Genomic DNA, 21,906 nt, shown 5'->3' on the forward strand with positions numbered 1-21,906 from the left:
GCCCCCCTGCACAGAGAAGTAAGGAGCCCCCTGTGGCCGGCACCCTGAAGAATGTGACCGACGCCGACTTCGAAGAGGTCGTCCTCAAGAGCGACAAGCCCGTCCTGGTGGACTTCTGGGCCGAGTGGTGCGGTCCGTGCCGCCAGATCGCTCCCTCCCTCGAGGCGATCGCCGCCGAGCACGGTGAGAAGATCGAGATCGTCAAGCTCAACATCGACGAGAACCCGGCCACGGCTGCCAAGTACGGCGTCATGTCGATCCCGACCCTGAACGTCTACCAGGACGGCGAGGTCGCCAAGACCATCGTCGGCGCCAAGCCGAAGGCCGCGCTCGTGCGCGACCTGGAGACCTTCATCTCCGAGTGACGCATGGCGAGTGACGTCTCGCGAGCTACACGACGTGCGTGTGGGCCGGCCCGGGAGGGTCGGCCCACACGTGTTTCACGTGAAACATCGATCCGCAGAAAAGAGCCGGCGTCTCGACGGGCTTCTACAAAGGCCGCAACGCGGGCTCCTTCTGGACCGCCCCCAGTAGCCGGTCGAGCGCCATCTCCACGTCTTCCTTCCAGGAGAGCGTCGTCCGCAGCTCCAGCCTCAAGCGGGGATGCGAGGGATGCGAGCGCATCGTCTTGAAGCCCACCGCCAGCAGATGATCGGCAGGAAGCACACAGGCCGGCCCCGACCAGTGGGCATCGCCGAACGCCTCGATCGCCTTGAAGCCCCGTCGCAGTAGATCCTTGGCGACCGTCTGGACCATCACACGGCCCAGTCCCTGTCCTTGGTATCCCGGCATGATGAACGCTGTCATCAACTGCACGGCGTCCGGCGAGACGGGGCTGGTGGGAAAAGCCGTCGAGCGGGGCACATAAGCGGGCGGAGCATAGAGAACAAAGCCCACAGGGACGTCGTCCACATAGACGACCCTGCCGCACGATCCCCAATCCAGCAGGACGGCGGAGATCCAGGACTCCTTCTCGAGGGCGGATGTCCCCGCCTTTACCGCGGCCTCACCCCTGACGGGGTCCAGCTCCCAGAAGACACACGAGCGACAGCGTCTGGGAAGGTCCTGAAGGTTGTCCAGCGTGAGCGGTACGAGCCGACGCCCCATGAAGGCTGTTCCTCGCTTCCTACGCCCGCGGCTTCGCGAGCGGCTGTCAGAGCGCCCCGTTCTCTGAGCAGACTGCCGACGAATCCGCCGACCGCCCCCAGTCCCAGTCCCGCGCTCACCAGTCCGGTCCGGCTCATCGTTCGCATGCCCTCGCCTCCCGCTCCGAGGTACTGCCAGGTGGATGGGCCCCAACCCCTCCGCATCGTATCCACCATGCGAGACCATCGGCACTGCCCGCAAGCAAAGAGCGAGCCGTGTTCCGGTACACAACCGGACACGGCTCGCTCACCGGCTCCTCGGCCCGGCAGTGCCGGGCCGAGTGACCGCTCAGTCTTCCGTCTCCTCCGCGCCGCCGTCCACGACCCCCTTCTGCAGCACGGGCCCCTCGCCGGGAGCAAGCGTGCCGAGGATGCGCTCGAGGTCCTCCATGGAGGCGAACTCCACGGTGATCTTGCCTTTCTTCTGTCCGAGATCGACCTTCACCCGCGTCTCGAAGCGGTCCGAGAGCCGCGTTGCGAGGTTGGTCAGTGCCGGCGACAACCGGCCGCCGGCCCGCGGTCCCTTGGCCCGCTGAGCCGTCTGCGGACGCGAGCCCATCAGGGTCACGATCTCCTCGACCGCTCGCACCGAGAGCCCCTCGGCAACGATGCGATGGGCCAGCCGGTCCTGCTCCTCCGAGTCGTCGACCGAGAGCAGCGCCCGGGCGTGACCCGCGGAGAGCACCCCGGCTGCGACCCGGCGCTGAACCGCCGGCGAGAGCTTCAGCAGGCGCAGGGTGTTGGAGACCTGCGGACGGGACCGCCCGATCCGGTCCGCCAGCTGGTCATGCGTGCAGTTGAAGTCCTTGAGCAGCTGGTCGTAGGCGGCCGCCTCTTCCAGCGGATTCAGCTGAGCCCGGTGGAGGTTCTCCAGGAGAGCGTCCAGGAGCAGCTTCTCGTCGTCCGTGGCCCGCACGATCGCCGGGATCGCCTCCAGGCCGGCCTCGCGGCAGGCCCGCCAGCGCCGCTCGCCCATGATGAGCTCGTAGCGCCCGGGGCCGAGCTGACGCACCACGACCGGCTGGAGGAGCCCGACCTCCTGGATGGAGGTGATGAGCTCATGCAGGGCATCCTCGTCGAAGACCTCACGCGGCTGGCGCGGGTTCGGCGTGATGTGGTCGAGGGGGATCTCCGCGAAGTGTGCGCCGATGGGCGGCGCAGGTGTCTCGAGGACGCCACTCGCTGACGAGTCCTCTGTTTCACGTGAAACCGCCGGCAGTGTGGCCACCTTCGCAGCGGCCACCCCCCGGTCGGTCGTCAGCACCGGCATCGCCGCGGGGGAGGTGGACCCTCCGCCGATCGCGGCTTGAGCCGGCGTCTTCTCTGTCGGGGCAGCGGGGATCAGCGCACCGAGGCCACGGCCCAACCCCCTCCGTCGCTCACTCACTGGACGCCCTCCGCCATGTTCGGGTTTGTTCTGAGCGCCGATATGGGCGTGCGTGGCGTCATAACTGACCCCGACGCCCTTCAGCGCGAGCTCTCGTGCTGCCTCAAGGTAGGAGAGGGCGCCGCTCGATCCGGGATCGTAAGTCAGCACCGTCTGTCCGTAGCTCGGCGCTTCGGAGATACGGACCGAGCGGGGAATGCTCGTCCGCAGCACCTCCTCACCGAAGTGGGTGCGCACCTCTTCCGCGACCTGTGACGCGAGGCGCGTCCGGCCGTCGTACATGGTGAGCAGGATGGTCGACACATGCAGGGTGGGGTTGAGGTGCCCCCGCACCAGGTCGACGTTGCGCAGCAACTGCCCCAGTCCCTCCAGTGCGTAGTACTCGCACTGGATCGGGATCAGGACCTCGGCACCGGCCACCAGCGCGTTGACCGTCAGCAGGCCGAGGGAGGGCGGGCAGTCGATGAGGATGTAGTCCAGCGGCTGCTCGTACGCCTGAATTGCTCTCTGCAGTCGGCTCTCACGGGCCACCAGGGAGACCAGCTCGATCTCCGCGCCGGCCAGGTCGATGGTGGCCGGGGCGCAGAAGAGGCCTTCTACATCGGGGACGGGCTGGACAACCTCCGCCAACGGGCGGCTGTCCACCAGTACGTCATAGATGGACGGGACCTCGGCGTGGTGATCGATCCCCAGCGCAGTGGACGCGTTGCCTTGCGGGTCGAGGTCGACCACGAGGACGCGGCCGCCGTGCAGGGCCAGAGATGCGGCAAGGTTGACGGTCGTCGTCGTCTTGCCCACACCGCCCTTTTGGTTGGCGACGACGATCACACGGGTCTGCTCAGGGCGTGGCAGACCCTCGCCGGCGCGGCCCAGAGCCTCCACCGCGAGCTGGGCAGCACGACCGATCGGAGTGTCGTCCATCGGGGGCGGTGTTTCACGTGAAACATCCTCCCCGAACGACTCGGTACGGGGACCGGGGACCGGATCGGTCATCGGTCCCGCGATGTTGGCGTCGGACCGCAAGGCTTCACTCTCCTCGACTTCAGGCTCGCACTGCACAGAGCCTCCCATGCCTTCGGGGTCGTGAACCAGTGAGGCCTGGTCTTCTGTGGAGAAATCCGCCTCTGTGGACAACTCGCGCACCTCATCGAGTGAACCGAGAGGCTTGCGATCGCGGGGTTCGGCTGCGGCGCGACCGCGACTGATGATGCCGTGGAGCAGTGAGCGACGTTTCACGTGAAACACGATGCACAGCGCCTGCGGCCGGACCCCTGCGACACTCCGCGACAAGGAGGATGGGCAGCTTGTGTGGAGTACGCCTCAGCGGCGTCGGCGCGTCCGGCCGGTCCGCGCCGCCTTGGCCCGCTTGGCCGCGAACCGTACGCCGCCCGGGCTCTCCCCGACCTCGACCCGCACCACCGTAGACAGCGGGTCGACCACTCCCTCACCGACCTGCAGGATGGAGGTGCCCACCGCGCCCAGCTTGCTCAGGGCGGTGGCCGCACTCTTCAGCTCCTCCTCCGCGGTGTCGCCCTTGAGGGCGAGCATCTCACCGTAGGGCCGCAGCAGCGGGATGCCCCAGGTGGCAAGCCGGTCCAGGGGCGCCACAGCCCGGGCCGTCACCACATGGACGGGTGGCATCGAGCCCATGACCTCCTCGGCGCGACCGCGGGCGACGGTCACATGGTCCAGGCCCAGAAGTTCGACGACCTCGGTGAGAAAGTTGGTGCGGCGCAGCAGTGGCTCGAGCAGGGTGATCTTCAGATCCTCCCGTACGAGCGCCAGGGGGATACCGGGCAGCCCGGCCCCCGAGCCCACGTCGCACACCGTCACGCCTTCCGGCACGACCTCGGAGAGCACCGCGCAGTTCAACAGGTGCCTCTCCCACAGGCGAGGCACCTCACGCGGGCCGATGAGCCCACGCTGTACGCCTGCCTCGGCCAGCAGCTCGGCGTATCGGACCGCATCATCGAAGCGATCGCCGAATACCTCGCGTGCCACATCGGGCGCAGAGGGGAGCTCCGCTGCCTCCGTCACGGGGACCGTCCTTCCGTACCGCATCAGCGCTTCGAGCGCCGACCACCAGAACTACCAGGCTGACAAAGACCGGCCCCGTCTGCACAACAGACGGGGCCGGGGTGATGTTCGTACCGAATCAGTTGGGCAGCACGACGACGAAGCGCTGCGGCTCCTCGCCCTCGGACTCGCTGCGCAGGCCGGCGGCCTTGACCGCGTCGTGGACGACCTTGCGCTCGAAGGGCGTCATCGGCTTCAGCCTCACCGGCTCGCCGTTGTTCTTCGCGTCGGCGGCAGCCTTGGCGCCCAGTTCGGAGAGCTCGGCGCGCTTGTTGGCGCGGTAGCCCGCGATGTCCAGCATCAGCCGACTGCGGTCGCCGGTCTCCCGGTGCACGGCCAGGCGCGTCAGCTCCTGCAGCGCCTCCAGCACCTCGCCGTCACGGCCGACCAGTTTCTGCAGGTCGCGGGTACCGGCGTCGCTGATGATGGACACAGAAGCGCGGTCGGCCTCGACGTCCATGTCGATGTCGCCGTCCAGATCGGCGATGTCCAGCAGACCCTCGAGGTAGTCCGCCGCGATCTCGCCCTCGTTCTCCAGGCGGGTCAGGGTGTCTGCACCCTCGGCGGCGGCGGAGGTGGTGCCTTCCGTCACGGGATGGGCTCCTTCTACTTCTTGGACGGGGACTTGGGGCGCTGCGGGCCGCCCTTGCGCTGCCCGGACTGGGCCTTGCTGCGGCCGGCGCTACCGGGCTTGGGCGTGGCCTGCTTGGGGTCGCCGGCGGCTTGGGAGGGCTTGACGTCCTCCGGCTCGTCGGACTTGGTCAGCGAGGTGGTCTCGCCGGCCGCCTTGGGGGCGGTGGACTGGCGCTGGGACTTGGACTGCCGCTTGGGCTGCTGCCGCTTGGCGGCCGTGCTCGTCTGCGCGCCGTCCTCGGCCTGCGCGGCGGCCTGAGCCTCGTTCTTGATCACGGTGCCGTCGGCCTGGGCGGCGAAGCCCACCTTGGTCAGACCGTTGATGAACTTGCGCTCGGCGTCGTTGCGGTCGCGGCCCTTGGCCACGATGGCCTTGACGATGGCCTTCTCGCTGCGGCTGCGGGTCTTGCCGTGGTGCGTGACGTGCTTGTACAGGCGCTCCAGGTACGCGGCCTGAGCCTTGGAACCCGGCGTCGGGTTGTTGCGGATCACGTACATCTGCTGGCCCATGGTCCACACGTTGGTGGTCAGCCAGTAGACGAGGACACCGACGGGGAAGTTGATGCCGAAGACGGCGAACATGACCGGGAAGACGTACATCAGCATCTTCTGCTGCTGCATGAACGGCGTCTTCACCGAGGTGTCGACGTTCTTCGTCATCAGCTGGCGCTGCGTGAAGAACTGCGAGGCCGACATCAGGACGATCATGATCGCGGTGACTACGCGGACGTCGGTCAGCGAGGCGCCGAGCGACTCCACCTTCGCCGCGCCGTCGGTGAACTTCGCGGCCAACGGAGCACCGAAGATGTGCGCCTTCTGCGCGCTCTCCAGGAGGCTCTGGTTGATCACGCCGATGGTGTCGCCCGTCGCGATGCCGTTGAGCACGTGGTACAGGGCGAAGAAGAACGGGGACTGCGCCAGGATGGGAAGGCACGAGGAGAGCGGGTTGGTGCCCGTCTCCTTGTACAGCTTCATCATCTCTTCGGACTGACGCTGCTTGTCGTTCTTGTAGCGCTCCTGGATCTTCTTCATCTCGGGCTGGAGCGTCTGCATGGCCCGCGTCGACTTGATCTGCTTCACGAAGAGCGGGATCAGGCAGATACGGATCAGGATCACCAGGGACACGATCGACAGGCCCCAGGCCCACCCGGTGTCGGGGCCGAAAATGGACCCGTACACCTTGTGGAACTGGACGATGACCCAGGAGACAGGTGTCGTGATGAAGCTGAAGAGGCTGGCAATCGTGTCCACTAATCATGCTCCTTGGGCATGGGACGGTGTCTCTGCGGCCGGGCTCGAAGCAGTCGGGCCCTCGGTGGCCGTTTCGGCGGCGGAGGTCCCGCCCCTGCGTGCACGCCAGGCGTCACGCAACATTTCGTGCCACCGCGGGCGCTTGCGCGGCGGAACATGGTCCACGCCGCCGAGCGACCACGGGTTGCACCGCAGGATGCGCCAGGCGGTGAGTGCCGTTCCCTTGATCGCACCGTGTCGGTCGATGGCCGTGTAGCCGTAGTGGGAGCACGACGGGTAGTACTTGCACACCGGCCCGAGCAGCGGACTGATCGTCCACTGGTAGAGCTTGATCAGAGCCAGCAGCGGGTACTTCATCGCGCGCCCCCTCCCAGTAGCCGTTCGAGGGCGGCATCCAGGTCTTGGGCCAGCTGTGCGTGGTCGGCGTCGCCCGCCCCGGGCAACGCCCGTACGACTACCAGGCTACCGGGGGGAAACCGGGTGACTCTCTCGCGCATCAGGTGACGCAGTCTGCGCTTGACCTTGTTGCGCACGACCGCGCCGCCCACAGCCTTGCTCACGACGAAACCCGCACGCGTCGGGGGAGCGCTCTCCCCAGGCGCGTGCGGGTCCGTGGCACCGCTTCGAAAATGGACCACGAGGGTCGGGCGGCCGGCCCGACGACCTCGTCGTACCGCGGTCGCGAAGTCCTCGCGCCGCCTCAGCCGATGCTCGGTAGGCAGCACGACGTCATGACCTGATCAGGCTCAGGCGGACAGGTTCGCGCGACCCTTGCTGCGGCGGTTCGCGAGAATCGCGCGACCGGCACGGGTGCGCATCCGCAGGCGGAAGCCGTGGGTCTTGGCACGACGGCGGTTGTTCGGCTGGAAGGTGCGCTTGCTCACTCGGGGGCTCCAGAAATCAATCGGTGGTGGCGGGGTGCCGTCCTGGCTGTCACCGTGCGCCCACGAGGTAGCTCGCGGTCAACGCCCGAGTGCACCGCTTCCCGATCACCTGACGCGATCTGTGCCCATCGGAGGCAGGCGGCAGCAGCCATCGACAACTCGACCTGGTTACGGTACGCGCGGCTACGCCATCCGGTCAAACGGGCGGTCACAGGGAGACACTGTCCACAGCCTGGGGACAACAACTTGAACCGTACCCGTCGCCCTGACTACCGTGGCTGAACTCCGATTCGTTCCTTTGTCCCTGCCCCCGCCCGATATGAATCCCGACCGTCCCACACTCACACGTTCGTGGGACCCACGAGAGAGCGTGCCCTGTGGCTGACGTGCCTGCCGATCTTGCCGCAGTGTGGCCACGAGTACTGGAGCAGCTCCTCGGGGAGGGACGCGCCCAGGGCGTCGAGGGGAAGGACGAACGCTGGATCCGCCGCTGCCAGCCGCTCGCGCTGGTCGCCGACACCGCCCTGCTGGCCGTGCCGAACGAGTTCGCCAAGACCGTGCTGGAAGGCCGGCTCGCGCCGATCGTCAGTGAGACGCTGAGCCGCGAGTGCGGCCGCCCCATCCGCATCGCGATCACCGTCGACGACTCGGTCGGCGAACCCTCGCCGCCGGCACCGCCCGCCCAGCACGCGCGCTACGACGAGCCCGAGCTCCCCGCCGGGCCCTACGACGGTCAGGACGGCCGGTACGAATCCGGGAACCAGTCCGCGTACGACGGCCGCTACGAGGGCTACGGCCGCCACCGCGCCGACCAGCTGCCCCCGGGGCCGGGCGACCAGCTGCCCGGTTCACGCGCCGACCAGCCGCCCGGCTCCCGCCCGGACCAGCTGCCCACCGCGCGCCCGGCGTACCCGTCGGAGTACCAGCGCCCCGAGCCGGGCGCCTGGCCGCGGCCGCAGCAGGACGAGTACGGCTGGCAGCAGCAGCGGCTCGGCTTCCCGGAGCGCGACCCCTACGCGTCGCCCTCGTCCCACGACTCCTACGGCGGGCCCCCGGCCCAGGACCCGTACGGCTCGCCCTCGCAGGACTCCTACGGCCCGACGTCCCAGGACTACCGCCCCCAGCCTGTGGACCGTCCGCCGTACGACCGCAAGCGCTCGGAGTACGAGCCGTCGCGCTCCGACTACGACCAGCGCGACCCCGGCCGGCGTGAGCTGTCCGAGCCGCAGGCCGGTCCCGGGCGCCCGCACCGCGGCGGTCCGGCAGGCCCCGGCCAGGGCGGCGCGGGCGGGTCCGCAGGGCCGTCCTCGCAGTCGCCGGCGACGGCCGGTCCCGGGGAGCCGACCGCGCGGCTGAACCCGAAGTACCTCTTCGACACGTTCGTCATCGGCGCCTCCAACCGGTTCGCACACGCGGCCGCCGTCGCCGTCGCCGAGGCGCCCGCGAAGGCCTACAACCCCCTGTTCATCTACGGGGAGTCGGGCCTCGGCAAGACGCACCTCCTGCACGCCATCGGGCACTACGCGCGGAGCCTGTACCCGGGGACGCGCGTGCGGTACGTGAGCTCGGAGGAGTTCACCAACGAGTTCATCAACTCCATCCGGGACGGCAAGGGCGACAGCTTCCGCAAGCGGTACCGCGAGATGGACATCCTGCTCGTCGACGACATCCAGTTCCTCGCGGACAAGGAGTCGACGCAGGAGGAGTTCTTCCACACGTTCAACACCCTCCACAACGCCAACAAGCAGATCGTGCTCTCCAGCGACCGGCCGCCCCGGCAGCTGGTGACCCTCGAGGACCGGTTGCGCAACCGCTTCGAGTGGGGCCTGACCACCGACGTCCAGCCGCCGGAGCTGGAGACGCGCATCGCGATCCTGCGCAAGAAGGCGGTGCAGGAGCAGCTGAACGCCCCGCCGGAGGTGCTGGAGTTCATCGCCTCGCGGATCTCCCGCAACATCCGTGAGCTGGAGGGCGCGCTGATCCGGGTGACGGCGTTCGCGTCGCTCAACCGGCAGCCGGTGGACCTTGGCCTGACGGAGATCGTCCTCAAGGACCTGATCCCCGGCGGCGAGGACTCGGCCCCCGAGATCACCTCGACGGCCATCATGGGCGCGACCGCCGACTACTTCGGCCTCACCATCGAGGATCTCTGCGGCACCTCGCGCGGGCGCGCGCTGGTCACGGCCCGGCAGATCGCCATGTACCTGTGCCGCGAACTGACGGACCTGTCGCTGCCGAAGATCGGCGCGCTGTTCGGCGGCCGCGACCACACGACCGTGATGCACGCGGACCGCAAGATCCGCAATCTGATGGCCGAGCGGCGCTCCATCTACAACCAGGTGACCGAGCTGACGAACCGCATCAAGAACGGCTGACACGGCGCAGGGCACCATCGCGTGCTCGCGCCGGGAGAGCGGCGTCGCCTACTCGCCTAGAGCGCCCCTGGAGAGGCTTCCGGGGGCGCTTCTCGTCGTTCCGCGGGTCGCGCGGGAATCGCCGGGCCGTCTCTCTCCGAGGCGCGCCCCGCGCCCCGCGACCGTCCGCGGCCCCTCCGAGGCCCCATGGCGACCGTCCGCAGCCCCTTCGCGGGTCGCTCGCGGGCCGCCCGCCGTCCCCCCGGCACATCCGCCGGTCGTACGCCGGCCGTACACCGCTCACCCGCTGTTCGAATACGAGCCAGGGTTACGGCCTCCCTCCACAGATTCGGTGACTTTCTCCCGTCCACACCCTGGGGACCGGGAAGTTGTTCAGACTGTGTCCACAGGTGAACGGGGTGCGGGAGGATCTCACCAGGTCACCTGGCTGTGGATTCGTGGACAAAGGTTGTCCACAGGCTGTGGACAAGGAATCGGTCCACAGCCTGTGCACGGAGTTGTCCACCGACTGCCCACAGGCTGCGGCCGGTTGTCCCCAGCGATCTTGTGCTTCTCCACATGTCTGTCCACTGTTCGGCAACTCGCCGCGCGTTCTCACCGGCTCGAGTGAAAGGCGTCACACGAAGGTGCCGGAGCGCCCTGTGGGAAACGGCGCCAAACCTGGGGACGAGGCTGGGGAGAACTCGGCCCTCCCTGTGCACGGTGTGTGCAGAACTTTCTGTTCTCCACAGAAGGGCCCGGTTGTCCACCGGCTCCACCCACAGGGTCGGTGGACAAAATATTGCCCCTGAGCTGCGGAAACGCGGTTATCCACTGTATCCACAGCCCCTACTACTACTCCCGACTAGAGAGAGCGAGAAATCCGTTTAGAAGGGGGTCCTGTGCACAACTCGCTCTTCGGTGCCCGGCCGCCCCTCGTCACGACTTGACCCCGAGGGGCACCTACTGTCAGTGCGGTGCGTCAGACTGGTCCCCGTTGGTCCTGCCCCTCACCGGGGCCGACCACACCGAGACAGCGACGGAAGCCAGGCAGGGCGAGAAGCGCCGGCAACAGCAGGAGGCGGCAAGAGTGAAGATCCGGGTGGAACGCGACGTACTCGCGGAGGCCGTGGCCTGGGCGGCGCGCAGCCTCCCGGCCCGCCCGCCGGCGCCGGTCCTCGCCGGCCTGCTGCTGAAGGCGGAGGACGGGCAGCTGAGCCTGTCCAGCTTCGACTACGAGGTCTCCGCCCGGGTCTCGGTGGACGCCGAGACCGAGGAGGAGGGCACGGTCCTCGTCTCCGGCCGGCTCCTCGCCGACATCTGCCGCGCTCTGCCCAACCGCCCGGTGGAGATCTCCACAGACGGTGTACGGGCGACGGTGGTCTGCGGTTCCTCGCGGTTCACCCTCCACACGCTGCCGGTGGAGGAGTACCCGTCGCTGCCGCAGATGCCGAACGCGACGGGCACGGTCCCCGGCGAGGTCTTCGCCTCCGCGGCCGCCCAGGTCGCCATCGCCGCCGGGCGCGACGACACGCTGCCGGTGCTGACCGGCGTGCGCATCGAGATCGAGGGCGACACCGTCACGCTCGCCTCCACCGACCGCTATCGCTTCGCCGTCCGCGAGTTCCTGTGGAAGCCGGAGAACCCCGAGGCCTCCGCGGTCGCCCTGGTGCCCGCCAAGACGCTCCTGGACACCGCCAAGGCCCTCACGAGCGGCGACAGCGTCACCCTGGCGCTGTCGGGCGGCGGCTCGGGCGAAGGCCTGATCGGCTTCGAGGGCGCGGGCCGGCGCACCACGACGCGCCTGCTGGAGGGCGACCTCCCGAAGTACCGCACGCTGTTCCCGACCGAGTTCAACTCCGTCGCCGTGATCGAGACCGCCCCCTTCGTGGAGGCCGTCAAGCGCGTGGCGCTGGTCGCGGAGCGCAACACCCCGGTGCGGCTCAGCTTCGAGCAGGGCGTGCTCATCCTGGAGGCCGGTTCCAGCGACGACGCACAGGCTGTGGAGCGGGTCGACGCCCAGCTCGAGGGCGACGACATCTCGATCGCCTTCAACCCGACCTTCCTGCTGGACGGCCTGAGTGCCATCGACTCCCCGGTCGCCCAGCTGTCCTTCACGACGTCCACCAAGCCCGCGCTGCTCAGCGGCAAGCCCGCGCTGGACGCGGAGGCGGACGACGCCTACAAGTACCTGATCATGCCGGTGCGGCTGAGCGGCTGAGCGGTCGGCGGCCCGGTCGCCCGAGGTCGTCCACAGGCTGTGGCCGAACGGTCCACGGACTGTGGACGAAGCCGCAGGTGAGCGGCGGGATGGGTGGTACGTCTGAGCGCGTATGCCCACAGGTGTGCGTGAGGGTCCGGGTCTAGGCTCGGACTGGGGCACGAGGTGCCTCACACGCCACACAGCGACCTAAGGAACAACTGATGGAGCTCGGTCTCGTCGGCCTCGGCAAGATGGGCGGCAACATGCGCGAGCGGATCCGCCGCGCCGGCCACACCGTCGTCGGATTCGACCGCAACCCGGACCTCGCCGACGTCCACAGCCTCGAAGAGCTGGTGGGCAAGCTCAAGGGCCCGCGCGTGGTCTGGGTGATGGTTCCGGCCGGCGCCGCCACCCAGTCGACCGTCGACGAGCTCGCCGAGCTGCTGGAGCCCGGCGACGTCGTGGTGGACGGCGGCAACTCCCGCTGGACGGACGACGAGAAGCACGCAGAGGAGCTCGCCGCCAAGGGCATCGGGTTCGTCGACTGCGGTGTCTCCGGCGGCGTCTGGGGCCTGGAGAACGGCTACGCGCTGATGTACGGCGGCGAGGCGGCGAACGTCGCCAAGGTGCAGCCGGTCTTCGACGCGCTCAAGCCCGAGGGCGCCTTCGGCGCGGTGCACGCCGGCAAGGTCGGCGCCGGCCACTTCGCCAAGATGGTCCACAACGGCATCGAGTACGCCATGATGCAGGCCTACGCCGAGGGCTGGGAACTGCTCGAGAAGGTCGACTCGGTCACGGACGTGCGCGAGGTCTTCCGGTCCTGGCAGGAGGGCACGGTCATCCGGTCCTGGCTGCTGGACCTGGCCGTCAACGCCCTCGACGAGGACGAGCACCTCGACAAGCTGCGCGGCTTCGCCCAGGACTCGGGCGAGGGCCGGTGGACGGTCGAGGCGGCCATCGACAACGCCGTGCCGCTGCCCGCGATCACGGCCTCGCTGTTCGCGCGGTTCGCCTCCCGGCAGGACGACTCGCCGCAGATGAAGATGATCGCCGCGTTGCGCAACCAGTTCGGCGGCCACGCCGTCGAGAAGAAGTAATCCACAGGGTCGCCCCCGCGATCCACCACCGCGATTCACCACCCTGGGGAGGTCGGCGAACGACCATGCACGTCACGCATCTGTCGCTGGCCGACTTCCGCTCGTACGCCCGGGTCGAAGTTCCGCTCGACCCGGGCGTCACCGCTTTCGTGGGCCCCAACGGGCAGGGCAAGACCAACCTCGTCGAGGCCGTCGGCTACCTCGCCACCCTCGGCAGCCACCGGGTCTCCTCGGACGCCCCCCTGGTCCGCATGGGCGCCGACCGCGCGATCGTACGGGCGCAGGTCAGACAGGGCGAGCGGCAGCAGCTGATCGAACTGGAGCTGAACCCCGGCAAGGCCAATCGGGCCCGCATCAACAGGTCGTCGCAGGTCAGACCGCGTGACGTGCTGGGCATCGTACGGACCGTGCTGTTCGCGCCGGAGGATCTCGCGCTGGTGAAGGGCGACCCGGGCGAGCGCCGCCGTTTCCTCGACGAGCTGATCACCGCGCGCTCCCCGCGGATGGCGGGGGTGCGCTCGGACTACGAGCGGGTGCTCAAGCAGCGCAACACGCTGTTGAAGTCCGCCGCGCTCGCGCGCCGGCACGGCGGCCGTTCCATGGACCTGTCGACGCTCGACGTGTGGGACCAGCACCTCGCGCGCGTGGGCGCCGAGCTGCTCGCCCGGCGCCTCGACCTGGTCGCCGCCCTCCAGCCGCTCGCCGACAAGGCGTACGAGCAGCTTGCGCCCGGCGGCGGGCCCGTGGCCCTGGAGTACAGGCCGTCGGCGCCGGGCGAGGCGCACACGCGTGACGACCTCTACGAACAGCTGACGGCCGCCCTCGCGGAGACCCGCAAGCAGGAGATCGAGCGGGGCGTCACCCTCGTCGGGCCGCACCGGGACGACCTCCTGCTCAAGCTCGGACAGCTGCCCGCGAAGGGGTACGCCTCGCACGGCGAGTCCTGGTCGTACGCGCTGGCGCTGCGGCTGGCCTCGTACGACCTGCTGCGGGCGGAGGGCAACGAGCCGGTCCTGGTCCTGGACGACGTCTTCGCCGAACTGGACGCCCGCCGGCGGGAGCGGCTGGCGGAGCTGGTCGCGCCCGGCGAGCAGGTGCTGGTGACGGCCGCGGTCGACGACGACGTGCCGCATGTGCTCGCCGGAGCGCGGTACACGGTGTCCGAGGGGACGGTGGAGCGCGTATGAGCGGCGCCGACGAGCCCGCCCCGAAGAAGCGGGCGCCCGAGCCGTCCGGAGTCGACCTCGCGCGCGTGGCGCTCAGGGCGGCGCGGGAGCAGGCACGCGCGCGCGGGGACGCGGCGCAGCAGAGGAAGCAGGTCCGGCGCGGGGCCGGGTTGCGCTCCGGGGCGCGCGCGGACGGCCGCGACCCGATGGCGCTGGGCGCCGCGATCAACCGGCTGCTCAACGAGCGCGGCTGGGAGGCGCCGGCCGCGGTGGGCGGCGTGATGGGCCGGTGGCCGCAGATCGTCGGCGAGGACGTGGCGAAGCACTGTGTGCCCGAGAGGTACGACGACGAGGAGCGGACGCTGGTCGTGCGCTGTGACTCGACGGCCTGGGCGACGAACCTGCGGCTGCTCGCCCCGACGCTGGTGGCGCGTCTCAACGAGGATCTGGGGCACGGCGCGGTGCGGTTGATCAAGGTGCTGGGCCCGGGCGGCCCGGTGCGCCGTTACGGCCCTCTGAGGGCCCCGGGAAGCACCGGTCCGGGCGACACCTACGGGTGAGGTGCGTCACGTCTTCGTAAGGCCGGGCGGTTCTGTCGTGATCGCCCGGCCTCCGTTTCGCGCGCCCGCGCACGGGTGCGCGCGGCGACCTGACTCCCAAGTAGCCAAGGGTTGACACCTGAAAGCGCTGAGTGCCGCTGTGAGCCTCTTGGAGCCCCCTTCCGTATATCGGGACCCGGAAGACGCCGGTTGAGGGCGGCACATGCGGACTCAGGTACCGGCAAACCCCCATCAGTGTCAGTGCTACCGGTAGACTGGAAGCCAATCCCGCCCCGAACGTGGGGACCGCCCGGGAGAAGTCGAGCAACGCTGATCAAGGCTGACCAACGCAACATGCCGCAGCCGCTCCGGCAACCCTCCCCGGAGGGGTCCCCAGAGCCTGGCTAGTGCTGTGCCAGAAAGGGCGCTTCGTGGCCGATTCCGGCAACCCCAACGAGAACATCCCGTCCACCGACGCCGGCGTGAACAGCGAGGCGAGCACCTCGAGCCACGAGGTCACCGCCTCGTACGACGCCAGCGCCATCACCGTCCTCGAGGGTCTGGACGCGGTCCGCAAGCGACCCGGTATGTACATCGGCTCGACCGGCGAGCGCGGTCTGCACCACCTCGTCTACGAGGTCGTCGACAACTCGGTCGACGAGGCCCTGGCCGGCCACGCGGACACCATCGACGTGACGATCCTCGCCGACGGCGGCGTGCGGGTCACCGACAACGGCCGAGGCATCCCGGTGGGCATCGTGGCCTCCGAGGGCAAGCCGGCCCTCGAGGTCGTGCTGACCGTGCTGCACGCGGGCGGCAAGTTCGGCGGCGGCGGCTACGCGGTCTCCGGCGGTCTGCACGGCGTCGGCGTCTCCGTCGTCAACGCCCTGTCGAGCAAGGTCGCCGTCGAGGTCCGCACCGACGGCCACCGCTGGACGCAGGACTACAAGATGGGCGTCCCCACGGCGCCGCTGGCCCAGCACGAGGCCATCGAGGAGACGGGCACGTCGGTCACCTTCTGGGCCGACGCCGACATCTTCGAGACCACCGAGTACTCCTTCGAGACGCTGTCGCGGCGCTTCCAGGAGATGGCGTTCCTCAACAAGGGCCTGACGATCAAGCTCACCGACGAGCGCGAGTCGGCGAAGGCCACCGCCGGGGCGGACGAGGCGGGTGCGGACGAGAAGGACGAGGTCAAGACCGTCACGTACCACTACGAGGGCGGCATCGTCGACTTCGTGAAGTACCTCAACTCCCGCAAGGGGGAGGCGGTGCACCCGACGGTGATCGACCTGGAGGCGGAGGACAAGGACAAGAGCCTGTCCCTCGAGGTCGCCATGCAGTGGAACAGCGGTTACAGCGAGGGCGTGTACTCCTTCGCCAACATCATCCACACGCATGAGGGCGGTACGCACGAGGAGGGCTTCCGCGCGGCGCTGACCAACCTGGTCAACAAGTACGCGCGCGACAAGAAGCTGTTGCGCGAGAAGGACGACAACCTCACGGGTGACGACATCCGCGAGGGTCTGACGGCGATCATCTCGGTCAAGCTGAGCGAGCCGCAGTTCGAGGGCCAGACCAAGACCAAACTGGGCAACACGGAGGCCAAGACCTTCGTCCAGAAGGCGGTCTACGAGCACCTCAACGACTGGTTGGACCGCAACCCGGTCGAGGCGGCGGACATCGTCCGCAAGGGCATCCAGGCGGCCACCGCGCGCGTGGCGGCCCGCAAGGCGCGCGACCTGACGCGCCGCAAGGGCCTGCTGGAGTCGGCGTCCCTGCCGGGCAAGCTGTCCGACTGCCAGTCGAACGACCCCACCAAGTGCGAGATCTTCATCGTCGAGGGCGACTCGGCCGGCGGCTCGGCCAAGTCCGGTCGCAACCCGCAGTACCAGGCGATCCTCCCGATCCGCGGCAAGATCCTCAACGTCGAGAAGGCGCGGATCGACAAGATCCTGCAGAACCAGGAGATCCAGGCGCTGATCTCCGCCTTCGGCACCGGGGTCCACGAGGACTTCGACATCGAGAAGCTCCGCTATCACAAGATCATCCTGATGGCGGACGCCGACGTGGACGGCCAGCACATCAGCACCCTGCTGCTGACCTTCCTGTTCCGCTTCATGCGGCCGCTGGTCGAGGCCGGGCACGTGTACCTCTCCCGCCCGCCCCTCTACAAGATCAAGTGGGGCCGGGACGACATCGAGTACGCGTACTCCGACCGCGAGCGCGACGCGCTGATCGAGATGGGCCGCCAGCGCGGCAAGCGGGTGCGCGAGGACTCCATCCAGCGCTTCAAGGGCCTCGGCGAGATGAACGCCGAGGAGCTGCGCGTCACGACGATGGACCAGGAGCACCGCGTCCTCGGCCAGGTCACCCTCGACGACGCCGCGCAGGCCGACGACCTGTTCTCGGTCCTCATGGGCGAGGACGTCGAGGCGCGCCGCGCCTTCATCCAGCGCAACGCCAAGGACGTCCGCTTCCTCGACATCTGAGTCGGTCTCAGCTGACCGCGTCAGAAAGGATTCCCCCCAGCAATGACCGACGAGAACACTCCCGTCAGCCCTGAAGAGGGCGGCGACATCGTCATGCGCATCGAGCCCGTGGGGCTCGAGACGGAGATGCAGCGCTCGTACCTCGACTACGCGATGTCCGTCATCGTCTCGCGTGCGCTGCCGGACGTCCGCGACGGCCTCAAGCCCGTCCACCGCCGCGTCCTGTACGCCATGTACGACGGCGGCTACCGGCCCGAGCGCGGCTTCTACAAGTGTGCCCGCGTGGTCGGCGACGTCATGGGCAACTACCACCCGCACGGCGACAGTTCGATCTACGACGCGCTGGTGCGCCTTGCGCAGCCGTGGTCGATGCGCATGCCGCTGGTGGACTCCAACGGCAACTTCGGCTCCCCGGGCAACGACCCGGCGGCGGCCATGCGGTACACCGAGTGCAAGATGGCGCCGCTGTCGATGGAGATGGTCCGTGACATCGACGAGGAGACCGTCGACTTCACGGACAACTACGACGGCCGCTCCCAGGAGCCGACCGTCCTGCCGGCCCGCTTCCCCAACCTGCTGATCAACGGCTCGGCCGGCATCGCGGTCGGCATGGCGACCAACATCCCCTCGCACAACCTGCGCGAGGTCGCGGCCGGCGCCCAGTGGTGCCTGGAGAACCCGGAGGCCTCGCACGAGGAGCTCCTGGACGCGCTGATGGAGCGCATCAAGGGCCCCGACTTCCCGACCGGCGCCCTGGTGGTGGGCCGCAAGGGCATCGAGGAGGCGTACCGCACGGGCCGCGGCTCGATCACCATGCGGGCGGTCGTCGAGGTCGAGGAGATCCAGAACCGCCAGTGCCTGGTGGTCACGGAGCTGCCCTACCAGGTCAACCCGGACAACCTCGCGCAGAAGATCGCCGACCTGGTGAAGGACGGCAAGATCGGCGGCATCGCGGACGTCCGCGACGAGACGTCCTCGCGCACGGGCCAGCGCCTGGTCATCGTGCTCAAGCGGGACGCGGTCGCCAAGGTCGTGCTGAACAACCTCTACAAGCACACCGACCTGCAGACGAACTTCGGCGCGAACATGCTGGCGCTCGTCGACGGCGTCCCGCGCACGCTGTCCCTGGACGCGTTCATCCGCCACTGGGTGGCGCACCAGATCGAGGTCGTCGTCCGCCGGACGAAGTTCCGGCTGCGCAAGGCCGAGGAGCGGGCGCACATCCTGCGAGGCCTGCTGAAGGCCCTGGACGCCATCGACGAGGTCATCGCGCTGATCCGGCGCAGCGACACCGTCGACATCGCGCGCACGGGCCTGATGCAGCTGCTGGAGATCGACGAGATCCAGGCCAACGCCATCCTCGAGATGCAGCTGCGCCGACTGGCCGCCCTGGAGCGCCAGAAGATCATCCAGGAGCACGACGAGCTCCAGGCGAAGATCACCGAGTACAACGCGATCCTCGCCTCGCCGGTCCGCCAGCGCGGCATCGTCAGCGCCGAACTCGCCGCGATCGTCGAGAAGTACGGCGACGACCGCAAGACGATGCTGGTGCCCTACGACGGCGACATGTCCATCGAGGACCTGATCGCCGAGGAGGACATCGTCGTCACCGTCACGCGCGGGGGCTACGTCAAGCGCACCAAGACGGACGACTACCGCGCCCAGAAGCGCGGCGGCAAGGGCGTGCGCGGCGCGAAGCTGAAGGAAGACGACATCGTCGACCACTTCTTCGTCTCCACCACGCACCACTGGCTGCTCTTCTTCACCAACAAGGGCCGCGTGTACCGGGCGAAAGCGTACGAACTGCCGGACGCCGGGCGGGACGCGCGTGGTCAGCACGTCGCGAACCTGCTGGCCTTCCAGCCGGACGAGGCGATCGCCGAGATCCTCGCGATCCGCACCTACGAGGTGGCGCCCTATCTGATCCTGGCCACCAAGGGCGGCTTGGTGAAGAAGACGCCTCTGAAGGATTACGATTCGCCGCGTTCCGGTGGCGTCATCGCGATCAACCTCCGTGAGACGGAGGACGGTTCCGACGACGAACTGATCGGAGCCGAACTCGTCTCGGCGGACGACGATCTGCTTCTGATCAGCAAGAAGGCACAGTCGATCAGGTTCACCGCCACGGACGAAAGTCTGCGGCCCATGGGCCGTGCCACCTCGGGTGTCAAGGGCATGAGCTTCCGCGAGGGAGACCAGCTCCTCTCGATGAATGTTGTTCGACCCGGTACGTTCGTGTTCACTGCCACAGACGGCGGGTACGCGAAGCGCACCGCCGTCGACGAGTACCGCGTCCAGGGTCGCGGCGGCCTCGGCATCAAGGCCGCCAAGATCGTCGAGGACCGTGGCTCCCTCGTCGGCGCGCTGGTGGTCGAGGAGACCGACGAGATCCTCGCCATCACGCTGGGCGGCGGTGTGATTCGTACGCGAGTCAACGAGATCAGGGAGACGGGCCGTGACACCATGGGCGTCCAACTGATCAACCTGGGCAAGCGCGATGCCGTCGTCGGCATCGCCCGTAACGCCGAGGCGGGGCGCGAGGCGGAAGAGGTCGACGGCGGGATCGCCGTGGACGACACCGCCGAGGCGACCACGGCCGCCGGCACGGACGAGGGTGAGTCGCCCTCGGCCGAGTAGCACGAGGAGAGAGTCATCGTGAGCGGAGCCACGGGCGCCGGTACGTCTGCCGGCACGGGCAAGAACGGCGGCGGCCGTGGCTCCGCCGCATCGGCGGGGGACGCGCGGACGACCGACGCGCGGGGCGCCGGGGGCGCCGAGGGGCGTGTGGCCGACACCCACACCACCCAGCTGAAGGCCATCAAGGCCCCCGCCGCCGACTCGCCTTCGCCCTCCACCGGCCCGCAGCCGCCCAAGGGATCCCCGGGATCCTCCGGCGCGCGGGCCGCCCAGACCTCTCAGGCAGGATCCAAGGGCCCTCAGGGGACCCAGGGGGGAACCGTGACGGACACCCGAGGCGCGCAGGGCAAGCGGGAGGCGTCGCCGCTGCCCGGCGAACGGCAGTCCCAGCAGCCCGCGGGGCCCTACCACCCGCCGCAGGCCTATCCCACCCAGGCGCCCACGGCGGCCGACACGGTACGCCGGCCGCGGACGGGCGCCCGCACCACGCCCCGCGTGCGCAAGGCGCGGCTGCGCGTGGCGAAGGCCGACCCGTGGTCGGTGATGAAGGTGAGCTTCCTGCTCTCCATCGCGCTGGGCATCTGCACGATCGTCGCTGCGGCCATGCTGTGGATGGTCATGGACGCCATGGGCGTGTTCTCGACGGTGGGCGGCACGATCTCCGAGGCGACCGGCTCGAACGAGTCGAACGGCTTCGACCTGCAGTCGTTCCTGTCGCTCCCCCACGTTCTGATGTTCACGTCGATCATCGCGGTCATCGACGTCGTCCTCGCGACGGCCCTCGCGACGCTCGGAGCGTTCATCTACAACCTCTCCGCGGGCTTCGTCGGAGGCGTCGAACTGACCCTCGCCGAGGACGAGTGACCTCGCCCGTCGGCACGGTCGCGCATCCCGGCCGAGGCCCCGTGCGTATCGATTTTGGGACTGCCCGCGTCGTGCGCTAATCTTCAGGAGTCAGCGCGCGGGACACACACCGCAGAGCGCGGCGGGGCTATAGCTCAGTTGGTTAGAGCGCATCCCTGATAAGGATGAGGCCACAGGTTCAAATCCTGTTAGCCCCACCAGCGAAAAGACCCCCGGACCATCGGTCCGGGGGTCTTTTGACACCAGTGGTTGACACCAAGGGCGGCGAACGGCTGCGGTCAGCCGATCAGTGGGTCTCCCAGCAGCTCTGCGAGCAGCGTCACAGCCTCCCTCTCACTGTCCCCCACGACGTGCGTATAGACGTCCATGGTCATGCTGATCTGACTGTGAACCGGCCGGCCTCGAAGTCGATGTCCTGCCAGCGGAGCCCGAGGACCTCACTGCGGCGGAGACCGAGCACCAGGACCAGGACGCAGGCCGCGTAGAGGCGGTGAGCCCGGACGGAGCGAAGGAAGGGGATCGCCTCGCGCGCGTTCCACGCCGTGCCCTTGTCCTTGGAGACCTTGGGCATGTCGACCAGGAGGGCGACGTTGCGCGTCAGCAGCTCCTCACGGACAGCCCGGTTGAGTGCGTCACGGAGACGCGGAGCACCATGTCCAGGGCCTGATGCGGCCGGACGGGATCCGCCGTGGATCCCCACCGAGGATGCTCCCGACGCAGCTCACACACCGCCGACTCCGCCTCGGCAGAAGCCTGATGCGGACACGAAGCCGGCCTACGAGACCGGTCCGCCGGCCCGGCCAGACCCGAGGCTTCATACCGTGACTTCCACCCGCTGACCGTCTGCCGTGACACCCCAAGCTGAGCGGCGACCTCGGTCACCGTCGCACCCGCCAGGACCGCAAGCACAGCCCGGTATCTCTGCTCGACGACCGACAACTCCACCAGAGCAAATCCCGGCCTCCTGCCACACGCCACCACGACGTGCACAGCAAAGCCGATCACGGCCACCGTCAACCATCAGCTGGGATCGAAGTGTCAGGCACCTCCCGGGACCGGACACCCCCGTGCGGCCGCGGTGGCGGCCTTTCGGAGCTGCCGCACGCGCGACCCACCCGGGCCGGGCCATAGCCCAGCGGGGGCAGGCCGGGCACCGCCAAAGGGCGGCCCCGGTAAGA

Annotated in this window: 18 protein-coding genes, 1 tRNA gene and 2 pseudogenes; 10 read left to right on the forward strand and 11 right to left on the reverse strand. The window is 68.9% G+C overall.

What is annotated here, in order from left to right; all coding sequences use genetic code 11:
- Positions 1-32 precede the first annotated feature (32 nt).
- A complete protein-coding gene (gene trxA / locus QF032_RS20140; RefSeq protein WP_107443018.1) occupies positions 33-365 on the forward strand; it encodes a thioredoxin in 333 nt (110 codons plus the stop codon).
- 124 nt (positions 366-489) lie between these two features.
- On the opposite strand, the gene QF032_RS20145 is transcribed toward trxA, so the two are convergent.
- The 9 genes and pseudogenes from QF032_RS20145 to rpmH form a co-directional block, all read right to left on the reverse strand.
- Positions 490-1,107 (reverse strand): GNAT family N-acetyltransferase, encoded by a 618-nt coding sequence (locus tag QF032_RS20145; protein ID WP_306950473.1) that lies wholly within the window; start codon positions 1,105-1,107, stop codon positions 490-492.
- A 327-nt stretch (positions 1,108-1,434) separates the two neighbouring features.
- Positions 1,435-2,532, reverse strand: a complete 1,098-nt coding sequence (locus QF032_RS20150) for a ParB/RepB/Spo0J family partition protein (RefSeq protein ID WP_306950474.1) — start codon at positions 2,530-2,532, stop codon at positions 1,435-1,437.
- Positions 2,529-3,603, reverse strand: a pseudogene (locus QF032_RS20155) (AAA family ATPase). Before QF032_RS20155 ends, QF032_RS20150 begins: the two are co-directional and overlap by 4 nt.
- 249 nt (positions 3,604-3,852) lie before the next feature.
- Positions 3,853-4,569, reverse strand: a complete 717-nt coding sequence (gene rsmG, locus QF032_RS20160) for a 16S rRNA (guanine(527)-N(7))-methyltransferase RsmG (protein WP_306950475.1) — start codon at positions 4,567-4,569, stop codon at positions 3,853-3,855.
- 118 nt (positions 4,570-4,687) lie between these two features.
- Positions 4,688-5,200 (reverse strand): Jag family protein, encoded by a 513-nt coding sequence (locus QF032_RS20165; protein ID WP_107443022.1) that lies wholly within the window; start codon positions 5,198-5,200, stop codon positions 4,688-4,690.
- Positions 5,201-5,214: 14 nt separating this feature from the next.
- The gene (gene yidC / locus QF032_RS20170) at positions 5,215-6,492 is read right to left on the reverse strand and encodes a membrane protein insertase YidC (RefSeq protein WP_307056917.1); all 1,278 of its coding nucleotides are present in this window, start codon (positions 6,490-6,492) and stop codon (positions 5,215-5,217) included.
- Positions 6,493-6,495: 3 nt separating this feature from the next.
- On the reverse strand, positions 6,496-6,849 hold the full coding sequence (gene yidD, locus QF032_RS20175) for a membrane protein insertion efficiency factor YidD (protein WP_306950477.1): 354 nt from the start codon (positions 6,847-6,849) through the stop codon (positions 6,496-6,498).
- Positions 6,846-7,217 carry a ribonuclease P protein component gene (rnpA, locus tag QF032_RS20180; RefSeq protein WP_306950478.1) on the reverse strand — a complete coding sequence of 124 codons (372 nt, stop codon included), beginning with the start codon at positions 7,215-7,217 and terminating at the stop codon, positions 6,846-6,848. Before rnpA ends, yidD begins: the two co-directional genes overlap by 4 nt.
- A gap of 21 nt (positions 7,218-7,238) precedes the next feature.
- Positions 7,239-7,376 carry a 50S ribosomal protein L34 gene (gene rpmH, locus QF032_RS20185; protein WP_018846094.1) on the reverse strand — a complete coding sequence of 46 codons (138 nt, stop codon included), beginning with the start codon at positions 7,374-7,376 and terminating at the stop codon, positions 7,239-7,241.
- A gap of 377 nt (positions 7,377-7,753) precedes the next feature.
- Here rpmH and dnaA point away from each other — a divergent pair, with 377 nt between their 5' ends.
- The 9 genes from dnaA to QF032_RS20230 all read left to right on the forward strand — a co-directional run bounded on the left by dnaA (position 7,754) and on the right by QF032_RS20230 (position 20,928).
- Entirely contained in the window at positions 7,754-9,751 is a 1,998-nt protein-coding gene (gene dnaA, locus QF032_RS20190; RefSeq protein ID WP_307056919.1) for a chromosomal replication initiator protein DnaA, read from the forward strand.
- A 1,069-nt stretch (positions 9,752-10,820) separates the two neighbouring features.
- On the forward strand, positions 10,821-11,951 hold the full coding sequence (dnaN, locus tag QF032_RS20195; RefSeq protein ID WP_057576638.1) for a DNA polymerase III subunit beta: 1,131 nt from the start codon (positions 10,821-10,823) through the stop codon (positions 11,949-11,951).
- Between the two features lie 203 nt (positions 11,952-12,154).
- Positions 12,155-13,030: a phosphogluconate dehydrogenase (NAD(+)-dependent, decarboxylating) gene (gene gnd, locus QF032_RS20200; RefSeq protein ID WP_306950480.1), complete on the forward strand. Its 876-nt coding sequence runs from the start codon at positions 12,155-12,157 to the stop codon at positions 13,028-13,030.
- Between the two features lie 65 nt (positions 13,031-13,095).
- A complete protein-coding gene (gene recF / locus QF032_RS20205; protein WP_306950481.1) occupies positions 13,096-14,217 on the forward strand; it encodes a DNA replication/repair protein RecF in 1,122 nt (373 codons plus the stop codon).
- Positions 14,214-14,756, forward strand: a complete 543-nt coding sequence (locus QF032_RS20210; RefSeq protein WP_307044504.1) for a DUF721 domain-containing protein — start codon at positions 14,214-14,216, stop codon at positions 14,754-14,756. The genes recF and QF032_RS20210 overlap by 4 nt, the downstream gene beginning before the upstream one ends.
- Positions 14,757-15,166: 410 nt before the next feature.
- Positions 15,167-17,227, forward strand: coding sequence for a DNA topoisomerase (ATP-hydrolyzing) subunit B (gene gyrB, locus QF032_RS20215; protein ID WP_307044505.1), 2,061 nt, complete (start codon positions 15,167-15,169; stop codon positions 17,225-17,227).
- Between the two features lie 42 nt (positions 17,228-17,269).
- Complete coding sequence (gyrA, locus tag QF032_RS20220) at positions 17,270-19,864, forward strand: DNA gyrase subunit A (RefSeq protein WP_306950484.1); 2,595 nt, start codon at positions 17,270-17,272, stop codon at positions 19,862-19,864.
- 18 nt (positions 19,865-19,882) lie between these two features.
- On the forward strand, positions 19,883-20,728 hold the full coding sequence (locus QF032_RS20225; protein ID WP_307044507.1) for a DUF3566 domain-containing protein: 846 nt from the start codon (positions 19,883-19,885) through the stop codon (positions 20,726-20,728).
- A 123-nt stretch (positions 20,729-20,851) separates the two neighbouring features.
- Positions 20,852-20,928, forward strand: a tRNA-Ile gene (locus QF032_RS20230).
- A 170-nt stretch (positions 20,929-21,098) separates the two neighbouring features.
- Here QF032_RS20230 and QF032_RS20235 read toward each other — a convergent pair.
- The gene (locus QF032_RS20235; protein ID WP_307056921.1) at positions 21,099-21,299 is read right to left on the reverse strand and encodes a tyrosine-type recombinase/integrase; all 201 of its coding nucleotides are present in this window, start codon (positions 21,297-21,299) and stop codon (positions 21,099-21,101) included.
- Between the two features lie 122 nt (positions 21,300-21,421).
- Positions 21,422-21,667: pseudogene (locus QF032_RS20240) on the reverse strand (helix-turn-helix domain-containing protein); the annotation flags it as partial.
- Positions 21,668-21,906: the final 239 nt, after the last annotated feature.

The organism is Streptomyces achromogenes, assembly GCF_030816715.1.
In the GTDB taxonomy this organism is placed as follows: Bacteria; Actinomycetota; Actinomycetes; order Streptomycetales; family Streptomycetaceae; genus Streptomyces; species Streptomyces achromogenes_A.

What these genes read in the sequence shown, in the direction of transcription:
- QF032_RS20145 (WP_306950473.1), bottom strand. Translation starts at nt 1,107, where the DNA reads ATGGGGCGTCGGCTCGTACCGCTCACGCTGGACAACCTTCAGGACCTT.
- yidD (WP_306950477.1), bottom strand. Translation starts at nt 6,849, where the DNA reads ATGAAGTACCCGCTGCTGGCTCTGATCAAGCTCTACCAGTGGACGATC.
- gnd (WP_306950480.1), top strand. Translation starts at nt 12,155, where the DNA reads ATGGAGCTCGGTCTCGTCGGCCTCGGCAAGATGGGCGGCAACATGCGC.
- recF (WP_306950481.1), top strand. Translation starts at nt 13,096, where the DNA reads ATGCACGTCACGCATCTGTCGCTGGCCGACTTCCGCTCGTACGCCCGG.
- QF032_RS20210 (WP_307044504.1), top strand. Translation starts at nt 14,214, where the DNA reads ATGAGCGGCGCCGACGAGCCCGCCCCGAAGAAGCGGGCGCCCGAGCCG.
- gyrA (WP_306950484.1), top strand. Translation starts at nt 17,270, where the DNA reads ATGACCGACGAGAACACTCCCGTCAGCCCTGAAGAGGGCGGCGACATC.
- QF032_RS20235 (WP_307056921.1), bottom strand. Translation starts at nt 21,299, where the DNA reads ATGCCCAAGGTCTCCAAGGACAAGGGCACGGCGTGGAACGCGCGCGAG.